13 protein-coding genes are annotated in these 19,687 nt (G+C 61.4%); 1 reads left to right on the top strand and 12 read right to left on the bottom strand.

Annotated elements, in window-relative coordinates; all coding sequences use genetic code 11:
* Positions 1–104: 104 nt before the first annotated feature.
* Positions 105–1,172 (bottom strand): Gfo/Idh/MocA family protein, encoded by a 1,068-nt coding sequence (locus H4684_RS15105; RefSeq protein ID WP_192624392.1) that lies wholly within the window; start codon positions 1,170–1,172, stop codon positions 105–107.
* A gap of 820 nt (positions 1,173–1,992) precedes the next feature.
* Here H4684_RS15105 and H4684_RS15110 point away from each other — a divergent pair.
* Positions 1,993–3,132, top strand: a complete 1,140-nt coding sequence (locus H4684_RS15110; protein WP_192624393.1) for a glycosyltransferase — start codon at positions 1,993–1,995, stop codon at positions 3,130–3,132.
* A gap of 3 nt (positions 3,133–3,135) precedes the next feature.
* Here H4684_RS15110 and H4684_RS15115 read toward each other — a convergent pair whose 3' ends face one another.
* The 11 genes from H4684_RS15115 to asnB (H4684_RS15165) form a co-directional block, all read right to left on the bottom strand.
* Positions 3,136–4,053 (bottom strand): NAD-dependent epimerase/dehydratase family protein, encoded by a 918-nt coding sequence (locus H4684_RS15115; RefSeq protein WP_192624394.1) that lies wholly within the window; start codon positions 4,051–4,053, stop codon positions 3,136–3,138.
* 24 nt (positions 4,054–4,077) lie between these two features.
* A complete protein-coding gene (asnB, locus tag H4684_RS15120; protein WP_192624395.1) occupies positions 4,078–6,084 on the bottom strand; it encodes an asparagine synthase (glutamine-hydrolyzing) in 2,007 nt (668 codons plus the stop codon).
* A gap of 3 nt (positions 6,085–6,087) precedes the next feature.
* Positions 6,088–7,224 carry a glycosyltransferase family protein gene (locus H4684_RS15125; RefSeq protein WP_192624396.1) on the bottom strand — a complete coding sequence of 379 codons (1,137 nt, stop codon included), beginning with the start codon at positions 7,222–7,224 and terminating at the stop codon, positions 6,088–6,090.
* Positions 7,214–8,398, bottom strand: a complete 1,185-nt coding sequence (locus H4684_RS15130) for a glycosyltransferase family protein (RefSeq protein ID WP_192624397.1) — start codon at positions 8,396–8,398, stop codon at positions 7,214–7,216. The genes H4684_RS15125 and H4684_RS15130 overlap by 11 nt, the downstream gene beginning before the upstream one ends.
* 7 nt (positions 8,399–8,405) lie before the next feature.
* Positions 8,406–9,755 carry a B12-binding domain-containing radical SAM protein gene (locus tag H4684_RS15135; RefSeq protein ID WP_192624398.1) on the bottom strand — a complete coding sequence of 450 codons (1,350 nt, stop codon included), beginning with the start codon at positions 9,753–9,755 and terminating at the stop codon, positions 8,406–8,408.
* 21 nt (positions 9,756–9,776) lie between these two features.
* Positions 9,777–12,182 (bottom strand): glycosyltransferase family 4 protein, encoded by a 2,406-nt coding sequence (locus tag H4684_RS15140; RefSeq protein WP_192624399.1) that lies wholly within the window; start codon positions 12,180–12,182, stop codon positions 9,777–9,779.
* A gap of 185 nt (positions 12,183–12,367) precedes the next feature.
* Positions 12,368–14,434 (bottom strand): methyltransferase domain-containing protein, encoded by a 2,067-nt coding sequence (locus tag H4684_RS15145; protein WP_192624400.1) that lies wholly within the window; start codon positions 14,432–14,434, stop codon positions 12,368–12,370.
* Entirely contained in the window at positions 14,431–15,798 is a 1,368-nt protein-coding gene (locus tag H4684_RS15150; protein WP_192624401.1) for a radical SAM/SPASM domain-containing protein, read from the bottom strand. The genes H4684_RS15145 and H4684_RS15150 overlap by 4 nt, the downstream gene beginning before the upstream one ends.
* Before the next feature lie 202 nt (positions 15,799–16,000).
* Complete coding sequence (locus H4684_RS15155) at positions 16,001–16,528, bottom strand: class I SAM-dependent methyltransferase (RefSeq protein WP_318779649.1); 528 nt, start codon at positions 16,526–16,528, stop codon at positions 16,001–16,003.
* A 156-nt stretch (positions 16,529–16,684) separates the two neighbouring features.
* Positions 16,685–17,692: an NAD-dependent epimerase/dehydratase family protein gene (locus tag H4684_RS15160; RefSeq protein ID WP_192624403.1), complete on the bottom strand. Its 1,008-nt coding sequence runs from the start codon at positions 17,690–17,692 to the stop codon at positions 16,685–16,687.
* 105 nt (positions 17,693–17,797) lie between these two features.
* Positions 17,798–19,684 carry an asparagine synthase (glutamine-hydrolyzing) gene (asnB, locus tag H4684_RS15165; RefSeq protein WP_192624404.1) on the bottom strand — a complete coding sequence of 629 codons (1,887 nt, stop codon included), beginning with the start codon at positions 19,682–19,684 and terminating at the stop codon, positions 17,798–17,800.
* Positions 19,685–19,687: the final 3 nt, after the last annotated feature.

Below are 19,687 nucleotides of genomic sequence, written 5' to 3' on the forward strand. Positions count from 1 at the left end.
CCTTGGGCGGAAGCTTGCGTGCATCGGTGGTTTGCATGGATCCGAATGTACACAATTCTTCCACGAATGTTAACTATTTTATGCTCGGATTAATATTTTTTGTGTTAGTTGCGAAGTCCAAGTTTGCATTTATTTGGCGCAAAGCGGAGGAAAACTTCTTTACCTGTTTCAATGGATTCGTAGATGGCTGTTATCAATTCAAGGCTACGGCGCCCCTCCAAGCCGTCTACAAGCATCCGACTATCTTCGTTGAGGCAATTGATTACATGTTCATAGTAACTGCGATGGCCAAACCCATACACATCGGGAGGATTGACAGAAAAGTGCTCTAAAACTTTTGAATCATCTGGATGCGCGGTGTTGAAGGCCCAGCTTTCGATTTTATTGACAGCGAATCCTCCAATAACGACGTTTCCATTTTCTCCCAAGACGGACAACGATCCCTCAAGATCTTTGGGCCGAGTTGCGTTAGTGGCTTCTATAATTCCTAGCGCGCCGTTGCGAAATTGTAGAATTGCCACTGCGGTGTCTTCGGCTTCAATATTCACTAACGCTCTTCTACTTTTTGCAAAAACGCTTTTCACATCTCCCATTATCCATTCTAGTAGGTCTAAATGGTGGCTCGCTTGATTTGCTAGTACGCCGCCGTCTAAAGCCCATGTTCCGCGCCAAGTGTCTTGATCGTAGTATGCCTGAGTCCTGCACCACCGGACACGAACGGTTCCCATCACTAGGCGGCCGAATCTTCCTGATTCCAACGCTTCTCGGAGTTTAACAACCGGTAGGTTAAAGCGGTTTTGTTTGATTACGAAGAGTTTGATACCGTTGACATCACAGGCATGAATCATGGCATCGGCATCATCGAGAGTCAGGGCCATGGGTTTTTCAACAATGATATGTTTGCGATAAGGAGCGAGCTCTAACGTATGTCTGGCATGGTTGCCACTTTCGGTGAGAATGCTTACAGCATCAATATTATCACCTAGAGAGTGCATCATTTTGTGAAGATCTGTAAACCATGGTACGCCCCATTGTTTGCCTGCTGCTTCCGCGCGGTTGGAGCGTACATCACATACTGCGGCTAATTTTGCGCCCTTAATGCTTCTGCTTCCAAGGAGTTCACAATGTCGTTTTGAGATTCGCCCGCAGCCTAGTAGCGCAATTTGTACCATAATAGAAATTTACCTTTTCAATTAAAAAAGTTACTGATATTTATTAATTATTGTGTTTTGTGAATATAAAAAAATATGTGGCACGAAGTCATTTGCTTTTTTGCAAACTACTTTTTTTATATTTATAAATTCGAATTTCGAACATTCTAGTAAATTTATATAAACATTTAGGCTTGAAAATGTGAAAATATGCTGAAATGATTCAAAAATTATTCGAAAATTGAAATAAGCAGTGACGCAGCATAAAATGCATTTTTCCCTAGTCAAAGCTACTCCGAGATTATCGCCGATGCGGCCTAAAAAATCATACCGCAAGCGCAGCTTTCTTTGCCTAGAACTGCCCAATCAACTTGATTCTTGCGATCACTTTTTGGAGTTTGCGATATTCATTCCTTGGCAGGCCTACGAGAACAACTATTGGTCACTTTGTGCTGCATTTGTCCGCCTCGGGCTACCCGTCTAGTGGACGGCTTGATTTTTCATGTTCAAGTAGCTTGAAGGCTTGAGTGAGGTATGGGCCAGTCCCTTATGTTCAAGTCATTTGCAGTTTGCTGCAATTCACTTTGAAATTCTGATAGGATTCGTAAGGAATGACCTATATTCGAGTGCATATTGGAGATAGCTGACTTCACAATATCTTTGATAGCTTCTGATTAATGAATTATATCAGTCTTGAATAAGCGTTTTTATTATTAATTGTGCGAAAATTTCTATTTTTTGCGACGCCTTTCATAGTGATCTTTCTTTCAGTATGATTTTTTTGTGTTGTGAGTATGTTGATCAACATAATATAAACTATGAATATTCGCATGGTGAAGTTATGAAAATTGTATCTATCACGCCTGACATCGACAGCGGCGGTGCCGCCAAGAGCCTGTTCGTGCTCTCTAGGGCTCTGGCTGAAAAAGGCCACGCGCTGCGCATCATGACCACCGCGAAGCCTTCGCGGACCAATCGTAAGGTGGAGGAACTCTCCGCAATGGGAGTCGAGGTCCATTATTTCGACATCCCCTATTTCCCCATCAGACTTATCGTCTGCCCGATCCCGTTTTGGAAGAATGTCTGGCGGACCGTGGCCCGGCTCGGCGAGTTCCGGCGGTTGGTGGGCGAGGTGAACGCGTTCGGTCCCGACCTGGTTCACTACAACAGCTATACGACCCTTCATACATCCACCCTGCTAGGGGCATTTCCCTCCGTGCTCCATGCCAGAGAAGTGCTCGTGGAGCCCGCGCCGACGCTTCCCGGGTTGAAGGCACTGATGCGCTCCCGCATCAACGAGGTCATCGCCATTTCGCCGGAGGAGGGGGAGCAGGCCGACCGCCTTTTTTCCATTCCTGTTACCACGATCTTCAACTCCCCATCCAATCTCCTGCGCTACGAGCCGTTTCCCGAGGGGGAGCCGATTGTCTACGGTGCATTTTCCCACATCACCCCAATCAAGGGGCAGTTGGAATTGGTTCGTGCCTGCGTGCGTGCTGCGGATGCTCTGCGCAGTGCCAACGTGCGGGTACGAATCTACGGCGGCGCGGTGGGGATTCATCAAGGATACCTCGACTCGGTTATCGATGAGATCGCGGTGAATAATCTGGGAGACGTCGTTTCGTTCGAAGGATTCACGGACCAGCCTGAGGAGGAGATGCGCCGGTGCCACCTAATTGTTCGGCCGGACGCCACGGGCCAGCCGTGGGGTCGCGATGTCATCGAATCCTTGAGCATGGGGCGGCCGGTCCTAGCCACGGGCTCCAGCCAAACCTTCATCAAGCCCGGGAAAAATGGGATGCTGATCCCGCCGCGAGATGTGCCAAGGCTCGCCGAGGCCTTGACCCGGATGGCCGACCGTAGTGAGCTGGAGCGGATGGGCAGGGCGGCCTACGACTTTGCTTGCGAGAACCTTAATCCTGGTACGAACATAGCCCGGGTCATCGATACCCTGGAGCGGGTGGCTAGGCAGCCCCGGTAGCGGCTATTCGTTCCGTCTAGCCTTTCGGCAGCGCACGAAAACCTCTATCGCCGTCTCATGGGCGGTGTATTTTGGCTTCAGAATCTTCTTGAGCAACCCTACGTCGGCGATAAAGTCGCGCGTTCTGGGCGTCGCCTCGATTTCGTAGATCGGTTTCATGCCGAGGCTGGCGCCCATGAGTCCGGTCAGTTCCCGCAAGGAAAGCGGTTTCGGACCGGCGAGATTCAGACAACGGGGAAGGCGCGCTCCTACGAGCGCTTGTCCGCCGAGGTCGGCGAGTTGGGCAGCCGCGTCGTTGATGCAAAGCCAGGACAGCGCGAGGCCGCCGGTGTCGTATCCGACTCCTGAGGCGAGTTCCTCCGGGGTTGGCGCGAGCTTAATGGGTTCGCTCCGCCGTACCTTGTCCATGAGCACGGCCGCAAGTTTGGTTGTCTGCGTGGAGCCGTACAGACCGAACACCCGAAAGCAGCAGATCCGCATCGTTTCACATGCCATCAGGCCGAGAATCTCCTCGGCCTGCAGCTTGCTTAGGGCATACGGCGTGCTCCTGTCCAATAGGGCGTCTTCCGTAGACGGCAAGAAAGAAGGCGCATAGACATTGCCCGTCGAGGCGTAAAAAAACGCCTTGCATTTCGCCTTGAGTGCCGAGGAGGCGGCCTTGACCGCGCCCTGGGTATTGACGCCGAAAATAGCGGGAGCCGACTCCGGGAAATTGGCATAGCTTTCCGCCTGCGACAGGTAGTAGACCACGTCCGTACCTTCCGGGACGGTCAGATCGCCTCTGGTGATGTCACAATGGATGAAGCCTTGGACTGCCCCAGTGGAGCGCCCGGTATACCGGACCGAGTGGCCGCGTCCGGCCAGTTCCTCGTATAGATGGGCGCCGAGAAATCCGGTGCCGCCGACAATGAGCACGTTCATACCATTACTTCTTTTCGCTGCCGGTCATAGGGAATAGGTCCTATCCACATAGTGGCGCTGCAACCATTCGAACACCAGCAGCGACCAAATGAGCAGCCTCCGGTTGTGCCAGCCGTGGAAGTGGTCTTGGAGCTTTTCCTCGACTACGGCGGCGTCGAACCACGGGCGGCTTGTGGTCTGCCTGTCGAGTAGGATGCTTCTGATGTACTCCATGGTCGGGCCCCGGTACCAGTTTTCGTCCGGCGGCGAAAACCCTTGTTTCGGCTTCAGCGTGTATGTATTCGGCAGGTAGCGCTCCATGGCGCACCGGAGGATCAGCTTCCCGTCGGTGGTCAGGAATGGAAACTCGCCCCTTTCGGCTCGATTTTCGTTCATCTTGAGATTATACTCGGCGGGGATGCCCGCTGCTAGGTCGACCAGTTCATTGTCGAGGAACGGGACCCGAACCTCCATGCCGTGTGCCATGCTGATTTTGTCCTCAATGGTAAGGAGACCGTGCAGGAAGGTATCGAACTCGAAATTCAGGATTTGCTGGAACAGCTCCTCGTTCGACCTGCGGTTCGGAGTGCCGGACTTTGCGCGTTCCAGCGCGGATTGGAAGCTCTCCCGGGCAGAGTAAAGGAGGTCCCCCATGCCAGGCGCGAACAGGGAACCTAGTTCGTTAGGCGGAAGGAGGCGGTGCCAGTAGGAGAAGTAGGCATCCTCGAAGCGTTTCTCCCCCTGCCACTGGAAGCACTTTTCATAGCGCCACGGATATCCCGCGAACAACTCATCCCCGCCGGTTCCGGAGAGACAGACCTTGACGAACTTACTGGCGAGTTTGGCCGCATACCAATTCTGATGGCACATGCCGACCCGTAGGTCGTCGACGTGCCATGTGATCCTTTCCAGGGCCGCCTGCATGTCGCCGGAATGGAGGACGACCTCGTAGTGCTCCGTCTGTAGGAGATGGGACAGCGCTTCCGATTCTTTTCGCTCGTCGAAACCTTGCTCAATGCCGAACACGTTCGACAGATCGAATCCGCAGGTGAATGTGTGCATTCGCGGTATGTGGGCGCAGGACGCGGCTACGATAGATCCGCTGTCCATGCCGCCGGATAGGTAAGCACCGACCTCAACGTCGCTCACCAGCTGCCTGCGGATACACCGTTCGAACGCGTCAGCAACGCGTTCGCAGACGCTTTTGAAGCTATCACCTGAGAGATCGACGGCGGTTGCGCTCCGGTCGTGGTAGCGCCGGATCGCGGGCTCCTCGCCGGAGCCGACGTCGAGGGACAGGGTATGCCCCGGCTCTAAGAGCTGGATGCCTTGGAATAGAGTTCGGTCGGAATAGATATTCTGGAACGTGAAATATTCGCACATCGCGACGTGGTCGATGGTGGCGTCGAGCAGGCAGGAATGGAGTATGCCCTTGGGCTCGCTGGCCAGGAGGAGGTAATCGTCGGTCACGGCGTAGTAGACCGGTTTGATGCCGTGGCGGTCCCGAAACAGGGTCGCGCCGCCCGTGGCGAGGTCGACCACCAGGGCCGCGAACATGCCGTTCAGCATGGGGATACAGGCCTCGCCGTACTCCTCCCAGAGTTGGAGCAGGACCTCGGTGTCGCTCGTGCCCTGAAAGACTCTTCCGTTGGACTCCAGGTCGTTGCGCAACTCGATGTGGTTATAGATTTCACCGTTGTAGACTATCCAGAACCGGTTGTTCATCGTCGGCATGGGCTGGTGCCCGGTGGGGGCGAGGTCGATGATTGACAGCCGCCGGTGCGCCATCCCGACGGTGTACCCCATGCGCCCGAACTGGGATGCGAACAAATCGCCGCCAAAGGGCGCGATGTGCTGGTTCCGGTGCCGGAACGCGGGGTCGGTGAACACGGCGTAGCTCCCGCCCTTCCCGTTTCCGGCCGGACTGGAGTTTAGGAATGCGTATCCAGAATCATCTGGTCCCCGGTGGGCCAACGAGTCGTTCATGGCCTTTAGCGCCATCGGATTGACCGGCCTGCCGGTCCGGGAAATTATCGCTGCGATTCCACACATGGCTCACACTCCTTCTGACCGGTACGGCTGTCGCCCGGACTTGGCGGCAAAGGCCGCTTCATACCTGTCCAGCACCGTCCTGGCGACCTTGGCCGGGTCGTGCCACGCGTGGACGTAGTCCAGCGCTTTCCCGGCGGTGCGGCGTAGCTCCCCGGGGGTGTCGAAAATCGTGCGCAGCACCGGCTCAAGCGTATCCACGGTGACCGGGGAGAACAGCTCCCGGCAGTCGCGGGCCATGCCAGTAGGGATAAAACGCAGGTCCTCGTCCCTGATGAAGGAAAGCACGGGAACGCCCATCTTCATTGCCTCCACCGCGATGGCTCCGTACCAGCCGACATAGAGCTGATCGATGAGCAGGTCCGCCCGCGCGTAGATTCTGAGCGCCTCGTCGTTGGAAATGTTCTCGACCAGCGTGAAGCGTATCCGCCCACCGGACTCGCGCGCCAACCGCTCCATCACGCCGATCACCGCCCCGCTTCCCTTGCACGCCCTGTTCGACGGCGCGTGGACGACGTGTAGCGGTCCGGACGCGGCGGGCGTCCGCTCCGCGAGTCGGTCCCAAGTGGAGATGGTGTAGGGGAGGAACTCGGTCCGTTCCGGTAGGGTCCAGAACAGGTCGGGATTCAAGGCGAAAATGAGGTCCGCGTACCGGTCAACCTTGCGTATCCGACGGGCCCGGTGCGCATCCCGCTTCCCGTCGTTGCAGACGCCGCCGTAGCAATCCTCTTGGTGGCAGGCGGAGTAATCGCACCGCCGCATGGTGGGATACTTCTGGCGGGCGTCGCACCCGTTGAAGGTGAAAACCTTGAGGCTGTCCCGTCCGTAGAAAGGAAGGTCGGCGAGGTTGCCGGTCCCGTGCGGATCGAGCAGTGTCGTCGCGAAATTGAAGTGGTAGACGTCGTAGGCGTCGCGAAGCCCGAGGAACTCCCTGACAAGATTGAGCCGCCGACCCCAGTAGACGAGCCGGTTGGCCGATGGGCCCGTGTACAGGGTCCTGTCGGCGGGAAACCCGAACGAACTGCCGAAGGCCACCAGAACGTCGGAGCGCAGCCCGTGGGCGCGCTCCCCGCGCGACAGCCCGTAGCCGTTGCCCCCAACTTCCGTGGGGAGGTGCAGTATTCTCCAGCCCTTAGCGACCACTTGGTTCTATTCCCATTTGCCTGTTGAGGCGGTCGAACAGTGCGCCGATAGCTTCCGTGGAGTGATGCTTTTCGGCGTATCCCCTGGACTTCCGGCCGATCTCCGCCAGCTCCGCCCTGTTCTCCACAAGGGAGCGGACCGTCTCCTTGACGTCCCGGTACGAGCACTGGACGATGGGGATCTCATCGGGCTCCACCAGCCCCGCGAAGGTGTAGAGATCCACCAGCTCCGGCCGCAGATAGCACAGCACCGGCCGGCCGGCCGCCATGCCCTCCAAGGCGAACATGGCGTACCAGCCCACCACGAGCTGGTCGGCGACGACGTCGCATTCGGCGATCAGCCGCTTGATCTCCTCGTTTGGCACCTTGGAGACCACGACCAACTCCACGTCGACGCCCTCGTCGCGCAACTCCCGGATGGCCTTCTCGAAATACTTGGTCCCCTTGATCATCTGATGGTTCGGGGCGTGCAGTATGCGGATGGGGCCGTCGTGCCGTCCCGAGTTGAACTCCGCCCTGGTCCCCGTCGTGTCGATGGAGAAATGGGCCAGGGTCAGGACGTCCCAGTGGTAGGTGTAGTCCACCCAGTCGCAGCCGGAAAGAACGATGTCCGCATGCTCGGTCCACCGCTCGATCTGTCGGACGATGTGCGGCCGGCGCGTTTTCTGGAACAACGGGTAGTCGGAAACTAGCGCGTGTCGGAAGGCGTAGTTCGGGCACCGCGTCATGTCGTCCACGTCGCCGCCGTAGGGCATGACGAGCACCTTGATCCCCGCCAGCTTGTACAGGTACGGCTCAAGGCGCTTCAGGGGCGACCACGCCAGGGGACCTCCGTTGAAATAGATGTAGATGCACCGGTACCGGAAGAGCACCTTGAGCATCAGCTCCATGGAGGCCAGGGTCAGGTTCTTGCGGAGGCACTTCACGTCGAAGTCCTCAGTGATGTAGTAGACGTGGCTGACGAACGTCTCCACGGTGTACCCCATCTGCCGGAGGGCCTTCCTGTGGTAGATGTTGTTGATCATGGGCTCCGGCCCGAGGCCGACGTCGACGCTCCGCTTCGAGAACCGGGACACGGCGGCCGCGATGACGAAGCCGACGCCAATGGGGCCGCACGCGGCGACCAGGGCCCATCTGGACAATTTCCTTTTGATCGTACCGAGTATCCTGCTCATGTCGCGCTCACCGTCCGACGTTTTGCACTTCTTCGTTGGCCTTTTCCACCATCGCCCTCAGGTCCTCGTCTGGGAAACGGCTCAGGTTCACCCACAGGCTCTGGGTCATGGCGTCGCGCAGCTGGAGCATGAACCCCTCCTCGTCCTGCAGCATTCCTTTGGCGCGTAGGCTTTTGTAGAGCCTCGTTCCGGGGAACGGGAGCGGATACTGGAAATACCCGGGGATGCCGAGCCGCTTCGCGGCCTCGATGGTCTTTCGCAGCGATTTGGCGTCGTCGCCGGGGAACCCGTAGAGGAGGCCCATGTACGAGGGGGCCATCCCGTATTCCTTCAGCAGCGACAGGGCGTTGAACAGCTGCTCCGAGGTCACTCCCTTGCCCATCTCCTCCAGGATGCGGTCGTCGAACGACTCCACGCCGATGGAGATCTCATAGAAGTTGGAGTTGTTCATCTCCTCGATCACTTCCCTGTCGAGCAGGTCGGCGCGCGCGCCGCCCACCCAGAAATAGGTGTCCGGAAGCTCCTTCCTGGCCGTGCGGCAGAAGTCGAACAGCCATTTCCGGTTTGCGTTGAACGTCTCGTCGTAGAAAGCGATGTTGTTCACGTTGAACCGCTTGCGGACGTACTTGATGTGCTCGACGACGTAATCGACGCTGTGCACGGTGACCTTGTTGCCGTAGTTGCGGTAGCAGAAGCTGCACTTGAAGGGGCAACCCCGCCGGGAGAACATGATGAAGTAGTTGCTCACGTCGGAGTGGGGAATCCCCCGCTGGTCGCAGTAGCTCAGCAGCGACGGGCGCTTGGCGGTGGCATTGACGTAATAGTCCATGTCAACGAGGTCGTAGCCCGGAAACGGCACGTCATCCAGGTTCTCCATGCGCCGGGCCGGGCCCTGCACGAACTCGTCGCCTTTCATCCAGGCCACGTTGGGGATTCCCTCGAGGGAGCCCCCTGAGATCAGGGCGTTGCACAGCTCAACGATGCTCACCTCGCCCTCGCCGACCATGACCACATCCAGGGGAAGGTACTTGAGCACCACGTCCGGGCAAGGGGTGGCAAAACTGCCGCCGCCGATAAGGCGCGCTTCGGGCTGGTGTCTGCGGACCACGTCGCATAGCCATTTGATGTAGTAATAGACTGTCGTCATGCCGCTGAAGCCGACGATCTTCGCCGTGTTCTTTCTGAAGAAGTCCTCGACCTCCTCCTGTGGCGGACGATGGACGTTCAGGTCCAGCAGGCGCACGCGTAATCCGGCGTCCTTAAGTATCCGCCCAAGGTACATCACGCCGAAGGGCGGGTCCGTGGCACGGAAGTTCTTCATGATCGGGGGGTAGACCAAAATAACGTCGTAATCCATGATCCTTGCCAACCTTGCAGGTTAAAACGGGTAGTCGGGGAATTCTTCCAGGGGCACCACCAGCGTTCGCAAACCGTCCTTCCCGAAGCGGACTTCGTGGGAAAGCCGCGTCCTCCGGCCGTCGCCGTCGAGGCACACCATTTCTGCGACCGGGTCCGGGCCTGTCATGCAGATGCTCAGGCCCTGGCAGTCCTTCGGCCTAAGGTCGAGGCGGGCTCCCGACAGCACAAGACGAATCCCGGCCCCGGCGGGTTCGGTATCGATCCTGAGATCCTCGCACATGGCCTGATACGCCAGGAACCGGGAGAGCGGCGCGACCCAGATGCGCCCTTCGTGATAGCGGCGGGCGAGACGCTCCATGCCCTCGACGGCGTCGTCGGGAAAACACTCCGTCGCGCAGCACACGGCCGCGCCTTCCGCCGTCCTGTCGCATCCCATGTGCTGGTAGACGACGATGCCGCCCCCCAGGTCTTCGAGATGGGCCAGGTTGCTTTCCGAAAGCTGCCGCCCCAGGCTCCGGACGTCGGGAGCCTGGGGCCGGAGCCCCCTGAAGCGCCTGAAGCCGAGAACCCGCCGACCGTCGCGGAGGGTGTCATGCACCAGCAGCCGGTTGCCCCAGACGTCGTCCGGGTCGTCGCAGGCGAGGTCGTCGCGGTACCCGCTCCCGTCCCGGACGCCCAGGCAGAACTTGTTCGTGCAGAAACCGTCCAGCCAGTAGAAGCGGACCCCGGCCCTTTCGAGGAGGTCGGCATGGTACGCCGGGCTGCCCGGTAGATCCCCCGCCTGGTAGGGATTGGGCCACAGTCCGCCGATATTCTGGCGGTTGTTCGTGTTGCCGTGGTTCGACCAGACCTCCATGCGCACGCCCACCCCTTCCAGCTCCCTCAGGGCCGCCTGCGCATGGGCGCGGGTGAACCCGCCCCGGATGTCGAACCCGCCGTAGGCGTGGATGGTGTCCAGGATGCCGAGGGAGACCAGCTCCCTGAGTTCGTCGGCGTGCTCCCCGTACCTCTCGTGATCCGTCCCGTGGAACAGGGAGAACCCGCCGTCCTCGTTTTCGTTGAAGAACCACAGGCTGTCGGACACGGGCAGGCCGAGTCCCGCGCCGAACGCCGTCTCGACCCCCCGGTTGTTCAGCCACCGGTGCAGCTCGCAGAAATGCTCCCAGGAAAAATACTCGCAGTCGTTGGCGAAGGCTAGCCCGGCAACGTACGGGGCGGGCCAGCGGCGGACCGTGAAGGACGACCCGCTGCCGGGGACGGGGAAGGTCTTCTCCCGTTCCCCGCGGCCCCACTCCTCGACAAGGGCCAGCCACGCGTCCGGGCCCGGTCCGGCCAGGAGATCCACCGAGCGGGAGAGGCGCTCCTCGGAGTACACCTCGCCGTACCACTTCGCGGCGGCCCGGCCCCGGGACTCAAGCCACGCCCTGTCCGTACAGGCCCTTTCCAGGGCCTGTACGATCTCCTCCCGGCTCTCCGCCTGGATGACCGGGGGACAGGAGGGGTAGCCGAACCGGTTGAAATTGCCGAGGTGGGTCAGGACCGGCTTCCCCAGGCACATGGCCTCGAAGGAAACCGAGCCGAGCGACCCCACCACGAACTGGTCGACGACCAGGTCGGCGGCGGACATGTAGTCGCGAAGGACGGGCTTGCTCACCGCCCCGTCCATGATGAGGACCTGCGACGAGATTCCCCGCGCTTCGATGAACGCACGGGCGGCGGCGTAGTCGTCCCCCCAGCCCGCGACCACCAGCCGCAGTTCCGGGAACCGGAGGCAGACGTCGGCGAACGCCTCCAGGAACCGGTCGCTCCCCTTCCAGCGGTAGTTGATCCTGGACGGCAGGAACGCCACGAGCGCGTCTTCCGGGACGCCCAGCTCGCGCCGGGCCCGGTTCGCGCCCGACGCCCGGGAGAACAGCGGGCGGTTGATGTTGGGCAGAAAGGCGTACCGGGACTTGCGGACCAGACCGTTCCGCTTCAGGACCCCGTGGATCTCGGCGTCGCAGCCGTACGCCTCGATGACGAAGGCGGGCGATTCCAGGATGCGCCGGAATAGCGCCGAGGCCACCGGGTCCGTTCCGCCCGCGTCGGCGAGGACCACGCGGATGTCGCCGCCATAGGTGAAATATGCCGTGGGAATGCCCGCCAGGTATGCGCAGATCGCCGCATTGAGGCCGAAGGCGATCATCGTGTCGTACCCGGAGGCCTCGCGGATGATGGCGGCAAAGCCCTTGGCCGCGCCCCGCAACAGCGCGACCTGTTCCCCGGGCCATTCCGCGCACAGGGAGGCAATGCGCTCCTCAAGCCAGGCCCAATGCGGCTCGTTCGCCTCCCGGCGCAGGTTTCCCGTGGCGCGGAGATGGCCGTTGTCCGGCAGGTGCTCGCGGGAAAGACCGGCCCAGTATTCGAGGCCCTGGCGCTGCCGCATGACGTCCTCATAGCCGAGCCGGAGGGAAACGGCCTCCCAAACGGGCTGCGAAAACGCGAACCGTTCGTTGTCGTCGAGAAACAGCGTCGCCTCGTATCCCAGCCTGCGCAGTTCGCAGGTCATGTTCCACGCGTTGTTGGCGATGTTGCCGAGCAGGGCGACGCGCGCCTTTCCCTTGCCGCCGCTCATGCCTCATCCTCCCGACGACGTTGCAGGACCGCCTCGCGCGAGGGCCACAGGTAGGTTCCGTACTGGCGCGAACGGCGCGTCACCGGAACGACCTCGGCATGGAACGACGAACCGGCTTCACGTTCCGGAAGGTCGAAGGACGCGCGGCACTCCCCGGTTTCAGCCGAAAGGACGACCCCTTGGGAGTCGCCCTCGTCGAAACGGAGCGCGGGATCGATCCGGCCGTACTCCCATCCCCTGGAGCGATTGCGGACGACGGCCCGGTACCCGATGACCGCGTCCTGCGGGTTCCCGGCGAGGACCGACGGGGTCCAGGCCAGCTCCAGGCGGCCGCCCGCATGCCCGAAGGCGGTTATTCGCGGCATCGACGGAAGAAGGCTCCCGGACTCCGGCGTGTAGCTGCCGGACACGGCTCCCCGCCGCTCGGGGGGCAGGGCGTCCACGTATCCGCGCACCTCGCTGCCGAACACCCCTCTCGACGGGGCGTCGCCGGGCAGGGTCATCCAGCCGGTCGGCGGAAAGCGGTCGATGAGCCACGGTTCGCGCCGCACGTCGTCCAGCGTCGGCAGGGTCCCGGCCGGAGTCCTGGGCACGACGCCGTTCTTGAAGGCGTCCGCGTCCGCGATCACCCACCTGCCGTCGACTAGCACCTCCGCCGCCACGTGGTTGTGCAGTTGCAGCAACCGTCCAGCGATCCCCGCGAGGCGGCACAGCTCGATGAGCAGCCGCGACACGTGGCCGCACCGGCCGCGTCCGACGAACAGGGTGCAGAGTGGGGAGGCCGGATCGCCGACCTCGTCCACGGGCTGGCAGATGGGATCGCGATACACGGCCCGCTGCACGAATTCGAGAATCGAGACGAAGGCCCCCTCCTCGCCGGGGGCGGATTCGGCCAGGCTCCGAGCGAGGGCTTCGAGATAGCCGTCCCCGGCGCACCGGGCGCGGAACATGGCTTCGTCGTATAGCCGCCACGGCATGTGCCGTTGGTTGCCGTTGGCCAGGACGGCCCTGCGCGAACGCTCCACGTACGCAGGGTTGTCGGCGGCGGACCTAGCGCGCTCGATGAAATATGATGTGCTCGGTTCGGCCCAACAGGTTTCCGGCTTGGTCAGGGTGCACTCCCACACGGACAGCCTGCCGTCGTGAAGGTGCGGGTACTTCGGCTCCAGGCGCGGAATCTTCCAGTCCGCCACCAGAAGCCCTTCCCCGTGCCATTGGAAATCCGCCAGTCCGGCCCGGTCGGCAAGGGCCTCGAATTCTGCGGGCATGTAGGCGCGGGCGGTCTGGAGCGTCCGTTCGAGGTGCTGGGAGTCGGCCACGCACGTGGCCGCGTCGTACGCGAGGCGCGCCGCGTACTCCTCGCCGCACGTCTCCTGGACGGACCGGACTAGCTCCAGCCCCTGGGACGTCGAGGTGAGTAGCGCCAGGGCGGTCTGCTCCTCGGGCCGCCCGGTGAAGGGAAGCAGGGCCATGACGGGATTGAGCAGCCTGAGGGAGTCGTGAAGCCCCCCGGCGAAGGCCCGGTGCCAGTACGTCACGTAGAGGGTGTCCAGGCCGGCTTTCCGGATGTGGGGTTTCTCCCGGCTCATCACGTCCGCCAGGTAATGGCTCCAGCCGTCGGCGTTCAGGCAGCAGTACACGCGGCCGCCGGGCCTCAGCACCCGGGAGAACTCGGCCAACGCCCTGCCGACGTTCACGAACATGATAACCCCGTAGCAGAAGACGGCGTCGAACGATCCGTCGGCAAAGGGCAGGCTCTCGATGGAGGAATGGAGAAAATGCATGTTGCGGGCGCCGGCCATGTTGGCTATCCGGCGGGCCTTCTCCAGGCGGGGCGTGTTGATCTCGACGCCATGCACCGTGTCGAACCGCCGCGAAAGGGCGATGCCCCACTGGCCCATCCCGCATCCCGCGTCGAGCACGGACGAGCCCTCGAACATGAGCCGGTCCAGTCTGCCGAGATAGTAGTCCAGACCCGGGCCGAACTCCATTTCCATGAATTCCTTGTCGTAGTCCGAGTCGGCCAGCCCTTTCAGGACGTCGAGCGGGGGGAACTGCATCATCGGGCGTACCTGATCTCCGTGATCATATTGCGGACGACCTTGCCGGTCGGCTTGTCTTCCGTTTCAGCCACGTGGGCCATCCATATGTTGCACTTGTCGCACGCGGGCCACTGCCCGAGGTCGTTGCGGATGAGGGCGCGACGCAGGTCACTGAACGGCTTCCCCAGCCAGATTTCGGAAAGCGGGGTTTCAGGCACGTCGCCCATGCTTTGCAGGGAGGTGTGAGCCAGCCGTGAAAGGGTCTCACAACAGTAGAGGCACTGCCCGTCCGGCAGGATGTATATCTCCTGCCACGGGTTGAGGCAGGGCCAGCGTTTGCCGGATTCCTGGATCTTGTTCTGGGCCACGGCGTGTATGGAGGAAAAGGAGGTGCTGCCGCCGTTGTAGGTCCCCAGGTTGTAGAAGATGGCGCCGTCGGACGAGGCGCACCACTTTTCGGCAAACCGCTCCACCTCGTCCCGGTCCAGGCCGTCGTTCAGGACGCAGGAGGTGAAGACCGCGAAGTCGGGCGAGCGCCGCTTCGCCTTCTCGATGAACGACAGCACCTGGGACTCGACTTTGGCCAGGTCGCCGCCCCTGATGCGCGCATAGGTGTCCGGAAGGGCCGCGTCCAGGCTGATGTAAATGCTCGTCAAACCGGCGTCCAGGAGGGCGTCGGCCCGCTCCTCCGTCAGTAGGACGCCGTTGGTCGTGATGTGCGCCGAAGGACTCCCGGCCTCCCTGGCCCGGCGGATGAACTCCGCCATGTCCGGGTGCAGCAGGGGTTCCTCGATGTTGCCCACCTTGACCGGCGCGCCCAGGCGTCCCACGTTCCCGGCGATGGAGAACAGCAGGTCGCGATCCATGAACTCGGGCCTGGAGAAATAATCCCTGGCGTGGGTGCTCCGGGCCTTCTTCCCGTGGTAGGGGCACATCACGCACGATAGGTTGCACCTGTTGGATACCACGACACTGACCTGCACCGGCCGGGCGCTCACCGAACCGAAATGGTCGACGAAGTAATGCTCCTGCTCCGTCATGCTCGCGCCCTCCACCCGGTGGAACACCACCCCGGCCTCTCGGCCCAGACGAAGCGGCGCGAAGGGACGCTTCAGCAGTTCCTCGCGGGGGACGGAGACATGGTCCGGCACCCAGATCATGAGCGGGTCGTATTTTGGAAGCCCGAGTTCGGAACTCACCGGGATAACCGGCACGAAATAGTTCACGGTGTCCGGCTTCAGCGAGCCGAAAAACGCGGCGATGCTGGTCGGATGCAACGGAGCCGCCTCCGGGCACAGCAGAAGCTCGCCGCCGAGCGACGACTCCCGTGCCGCCCGGACCAATTCCCCGGAGGGGACACTCTTCCCGCATGAGAGACGCATCATTCTTGCCACCGACCTTCGGGCTACTCATTTACTGCGATCGCCAGGCGGCCGGGATCGGGCGCTGAGCCCATCCCTGTCAGCCCGGCAACATCCTTCATTCACGGTGCAAATCATCAAGCCGTTGCTCCACCCCGCATCAGCGACAACGGACGGACGGGCCGGACAATCCGACGGATCAGCCCGGCGCTCACCCTCCAGGCCGTCAGGTGGAGGTTGCGGTTCGGCGTGGTCCGCTTGATGCCGCCGAACCCGAGATCAGCCAGCCGGCGACCTCCTCGAAGGTGTGGAGGTCGTTGATGGTCGGCGAGATGGCGTCGAACCAGCCGTGCACCGCCCCTTCGGGGATATGCTCGCGGCAGTACTCCATTTTTTCCGAAAGGGACGTGGACATCGTGGCGAAGCGGTGCGTGGCGTACATGTTGGCCTCGCGGAACTCGTCGATGGTCCGGGGCTCGCCGTAGAGCATCAGGAACATGCCGCCTCCCGGCCTGATCAGCCGGCCAAGGGCCTTGACCCCGAGCCGGGTGTTCCCGGTGTGGTGCAGCACCCCGAAGGGCCATACGTAATCGAAGGACTCCTCCTCGAACGGCAGTCCCTGGAGCACGTTGCCCTGAGCCGCCACGGCGTCCAAGACCCTCTTCCCCTTGAACCAGTCGGCGTCCAGTCCCGTATGGGCGACGAGATCGCCGTGTCCGTGGCCAGGAAGTCTCCGGTATTGAGCTGGTCCCACTGGGTGTCGAAGGACTCGGCGGTTTGCTCGACAAAGGCACCGTGTCCGGCCGACTCGGCGAGCAGCTGGCGCACGGTTCGCCTCAACGCGCTGCATTCATTGAGAAGATAGCGGATGCATTCGTTTTTGAGAAGTTCCTTTGAATGATCCATCCGACTACTCACTGATCTTTCGTTTGCGCGCTTCGACCGCTTCCTTGTGGTTTTGACGCCATTCGATGAGGGCTCGCAAACCCTGAGCCAACGGGACTTCCGCTTTGAAGCCGATCTCCCTGATCGCCTTTTCGGGGCAGCCGACGCGGTTCTTCACGAAGGTCAGGCCGCCGGGCAGGAACTTGATTTCCTGCTTCGAGTCGCGGATGTCCAGAATCATTTCGGTTAATTCCTTAATGCTGGTTTTGATGCCGGTGCCGACGTTGTAGAAGGCGTCGGTCGCGTCGGACTGCATGGCGAGCAGGTTGGCGCGGGCGCAGTCTCCAACGTAAACGAAGTCGTAGGACTGGGAACCGTCGCCGTAGACGACCGGGGCCTTGCCCGCGTCGAGGTTGTCGAGGATCTTCATGATCACCGCGATGTACTGGCCCATGTAGTCCTGCCTCGGGCCGTACACGTTCATGTACCGGAGCCCCGCGAAGTCGAACGCCTTGTCCGTGGTCTTGTAGCGGTGGTAAAGGGAGTGGCACATGGCCTCGCCCGCGATCTTCGTCGCTCCGTAGAAATTGTCGTTGTTTAAGGGATGGTCCTCGGTCATGGGTTCCTGCACAGCGTCGCCGTACACGGAGGCCGAGGAGGAGTAGACTAGCTTCTTCACACCGTTGTTGAGCATGGCCTCCAGCACGTTGAACGTGCCGCCAATGTTCACATCGAAGGCAGAACGAGGAAAGTCGTAGCAGTGGCGGAGCCACAACGCGGCGAGGTGGAACACGCCGTCGACGCTCTTCATGGCCGCGTCGAGGATGTCGCGGTGCATTAGCTCCCCGCCGAGCGGGAAGATCTTGACGCGTGGGTCCCTCAGCGCACCGGCCAGGTTCTCCTCCGAGCCCCGGGTGAAGTTGTCGAAAACGCGGATTTCCGCCACGTCCTCGCGGGTGAGAAGATCGACCAGATGCGAGCCGATGAAACCGGCACCGCCGACCACAAGAAACGTCTTTCCTTTGATATCCATAAGGTATGTCCTCTTGCTCGCGAACGAGCGGTATGTTCGGCAGCAGAACATTCTTTCACAACGGCCGGTAGGGATATTTTCCGCCCCCGGACTGCCGGACCCGCCTCAGCAGGGCCGGATGCCAAAAATTTCAAGCCACAACAGGTAGTTGAGCAGCCTCCACAGCCTCGCCGAATCGGCCGGTTCCCGCATTTCCGCCAGCAACAGGGCGCTGTCCCGGTCGATCATCCCCAGGTCGGCGCTCCCGATGCGTTCCTTGACCTGGCCCAGGCACCTCGACAGCCAGTCCCGTTCCGGGGTGGCGAATCCGATTTTGTCCCGCCGGTCGACGATCCCGTCGGGGACGATGCCGCGCATGGCCTCCCGGAGCACGGCCTTGCTGCGCCCCTGTCCGTCGATCAGGTATTCCTCGGGCAAAGAGAACAGGAACTCCGCCAGTTCCGCCGTCAGGAAAGGCACCCTGTTTTCTATGGAAAAGGTCATGGCGTTCCGGTCGCCGTGCCGCAACAGGTTGGGCAGGTTCTCCCAAGACACGAAATTCGCAAGGGTCGTCCGGACGAGATCCGGGTGGGAATGGGGTCCGCGAAACGGCGGCGCAACAGATACAGCCAGTTCTCCCAGCTTCCGCCGGTCGAAGAGGGCGACGGAGACGGGAGACGTTCCGGTCCTCCCGAGCAGTTCGTTTGCCGTCCGCCTCATGAGGCGCGGGAAGCTCCGGGCGGGCCATTTCGATGCCCTGAACAGGAACTCGGCGGCCTGGAGGACGCGGCCGCGACGCGCGAGACCGACGGCCCGCTGCATGCAGAACCCGTCGTAACCCGCGAGCAACTCGTCGGCCCCTTGCCCCTCCAAGACGACCTTCACGCCGCACCGACGGGCTAGCCGGAACATGCGGTACTGGGCGTAGATCGACGTGCCGTTGAACGGTTCGCCCAGCCGCTCGACCAGCACGGGTAGGTCGTCGAGCAGCTCGCCGAAGCTGGCACCGGTGACGTGATTGACGAACCGGGCCCGGCCGTTGGCCATGGCCACCCATTCGGCCTCGGAAATGGCCGGATCGTCAGCCACGTAGCTGAAGGAATGGAACTCCCGTCCCGGCTCTAGGTGGCGGACGCAACAGGCGATGGACGAGGAGTCGATCCCGCCGGACAAAGCCACACCCAGGGGCGCGTCGCTGCGGAGATGCAGGCGGACCGAGTCGAGGAACAACTCGCGCAGCCGCTCCGCCGCGTCTGCGAAGGAGAGGGCGCTACGCCGCTCCAGGTCGATGCCCCAATAGGGAACCGGCTCCGAAACTAGGCCCGAGTCGAGGCTGACTTTGAGGCTTTGGGCGGGAGGAAGCTGCCTGACCGAGCGGAACAGGGTGGCGTCGTTGGGCTCGATGGAGCCGTGCGCGAGGAAGTTGAAGACCCGTTGCGGGTCCAGGTCACGCGGGACGCCGGGGAATCGCAGCAGCGCAGGGAGTTCGGAGGCGAACCGGAACCCGCTCGAAGTTGCGGCGTAGTAGAACGGCTTGATCCCGAAACGATCGCGGGCGCAGAACAGGATGCGCCGCTCAAGGTCGGCGATGGCGAAACTGAACATGCCGTTGAATCGGGTCAGGCAATCCGGTCCCCACTGCATGTAGGCCTGGAGCAGCACCTCGGAGTCGGAAGTGCTCTCAAATGTGTGGCCAAGGGATTCGAGTTCCTCGCGTAGTTCGACGTAGTTGTAAATTTCGCCGTTGTAGGTCAGGTGATGGCGGCCGTCGCGGCTCGCCATGGGCTGCGCTCCGCCGGGCGTCAGGTCGATGATGGCGAGCCGGGTGTGTCCCAGGACGAGGCGCGTGTCGCCCTGTGGGCGGGGAGAGGGCACCAGCCCCTGCGAAAAATAGCGGACGCCGTTAGCATCTGGGCCGCGATGGCGCAGGGCTCGGAACAGACCATCCGTCACGCGTCCGCACGCTCCCTCATCCAGGCCGTTGATGTTGTGTATTCCGAAAATGCCGCACATGTG

It is taken from the genome of Desulfomicrobium macestii, assembly GCF_014873765.1.
Taxonomy (GTDB): Bacteria; Desulfobacterota; Desulfovibrionia; order Desulfovibrionales; family Desulfomicrobiaceae; genus Desulfomicrobium; species Desulfomicrobium macestii.

Excerpts from the sequence above, each read along its gene's own strand:
- H4684_RS15105 (WP_192624392.1), bottom strand. The coding sequence starts at position 1,172 with ATGGTACAAATTGCGCTACTAGGCTGCGGGCGAATCTCAAAACGACAT.
- H4684_RS15110 (WP_192624393.1), top strand. The coding sequence starts at position 1,993 with ATGAAAATTGTATCTATCACGCCTGACATCGACAGCGGCGGTGCCGCC.
- H4684_RS15115 (WP_192624394.1), bottom strand. The coding sequence starts at position 4,053 with ATGAACGTGCTCATTGTCGGCGGCACCGGATTTCTCGGCGCCCATCTA.
- asnB (WP_192624395.1), bottom strand. The coding sequence starts at position 6,084 with ATGTGTGGAATCGCAGCGATAATTTCCCGGACCGGCAGGCCGGTCAAT.
- H4684_RS15130 (WP_192624397.1), bottom strand. The coding sequence starts at position 8,398 with ATGAGCAGGATACTCGGTACGATCAAAAGGAAATTGTCCAGATGGGCC.
- H4684_RS15135 (WP_192624398.1), bottom strand. The coding sequence starts at position 9,755 with ATGGATTACGACGTTATTTTGGTCTACCCCCCGATCATGAAGAACTTC.
- H4684_RS15140 (WP_192624399.1), bottom strand. The coding sequence starts at position 12,182 with ATGCGGCAGCGCCAGGGCCTCGAATACTGGGCCGGTCTTTCCCGCGAG.
- H4684_RS15145 (WP_192624400.1), bottom strand. The coding sequence starts at position 14,434 with ATGATGCAGTTCCCCCCGCTCGACGTCCTGAAAGGGCTGGCCGACTCG.
- H4684_RS15150 (WP_192624401.1), bottom strand. The coding sequence starts at position 15,798 with ATGATGCGTCTCTCATGCGGGAAGAGTGTCCCCTCCGGGGAATTGGTC.
- H4684_RS15160 (WP_192624403.1), bottom strand. The coding sequence starts at position 17,692 with ATGGATATCAAAGGAAAGACGTTTCTTGTGGTCGGCGGTGCCGGTTTC.
- asnB (WP_192624404.1), bottom strand. The coding sequence starts at position 19,684 with ATGTGCGGCATTTTCGGAATACACAACATCAACGGCCTGGATGAGGGA.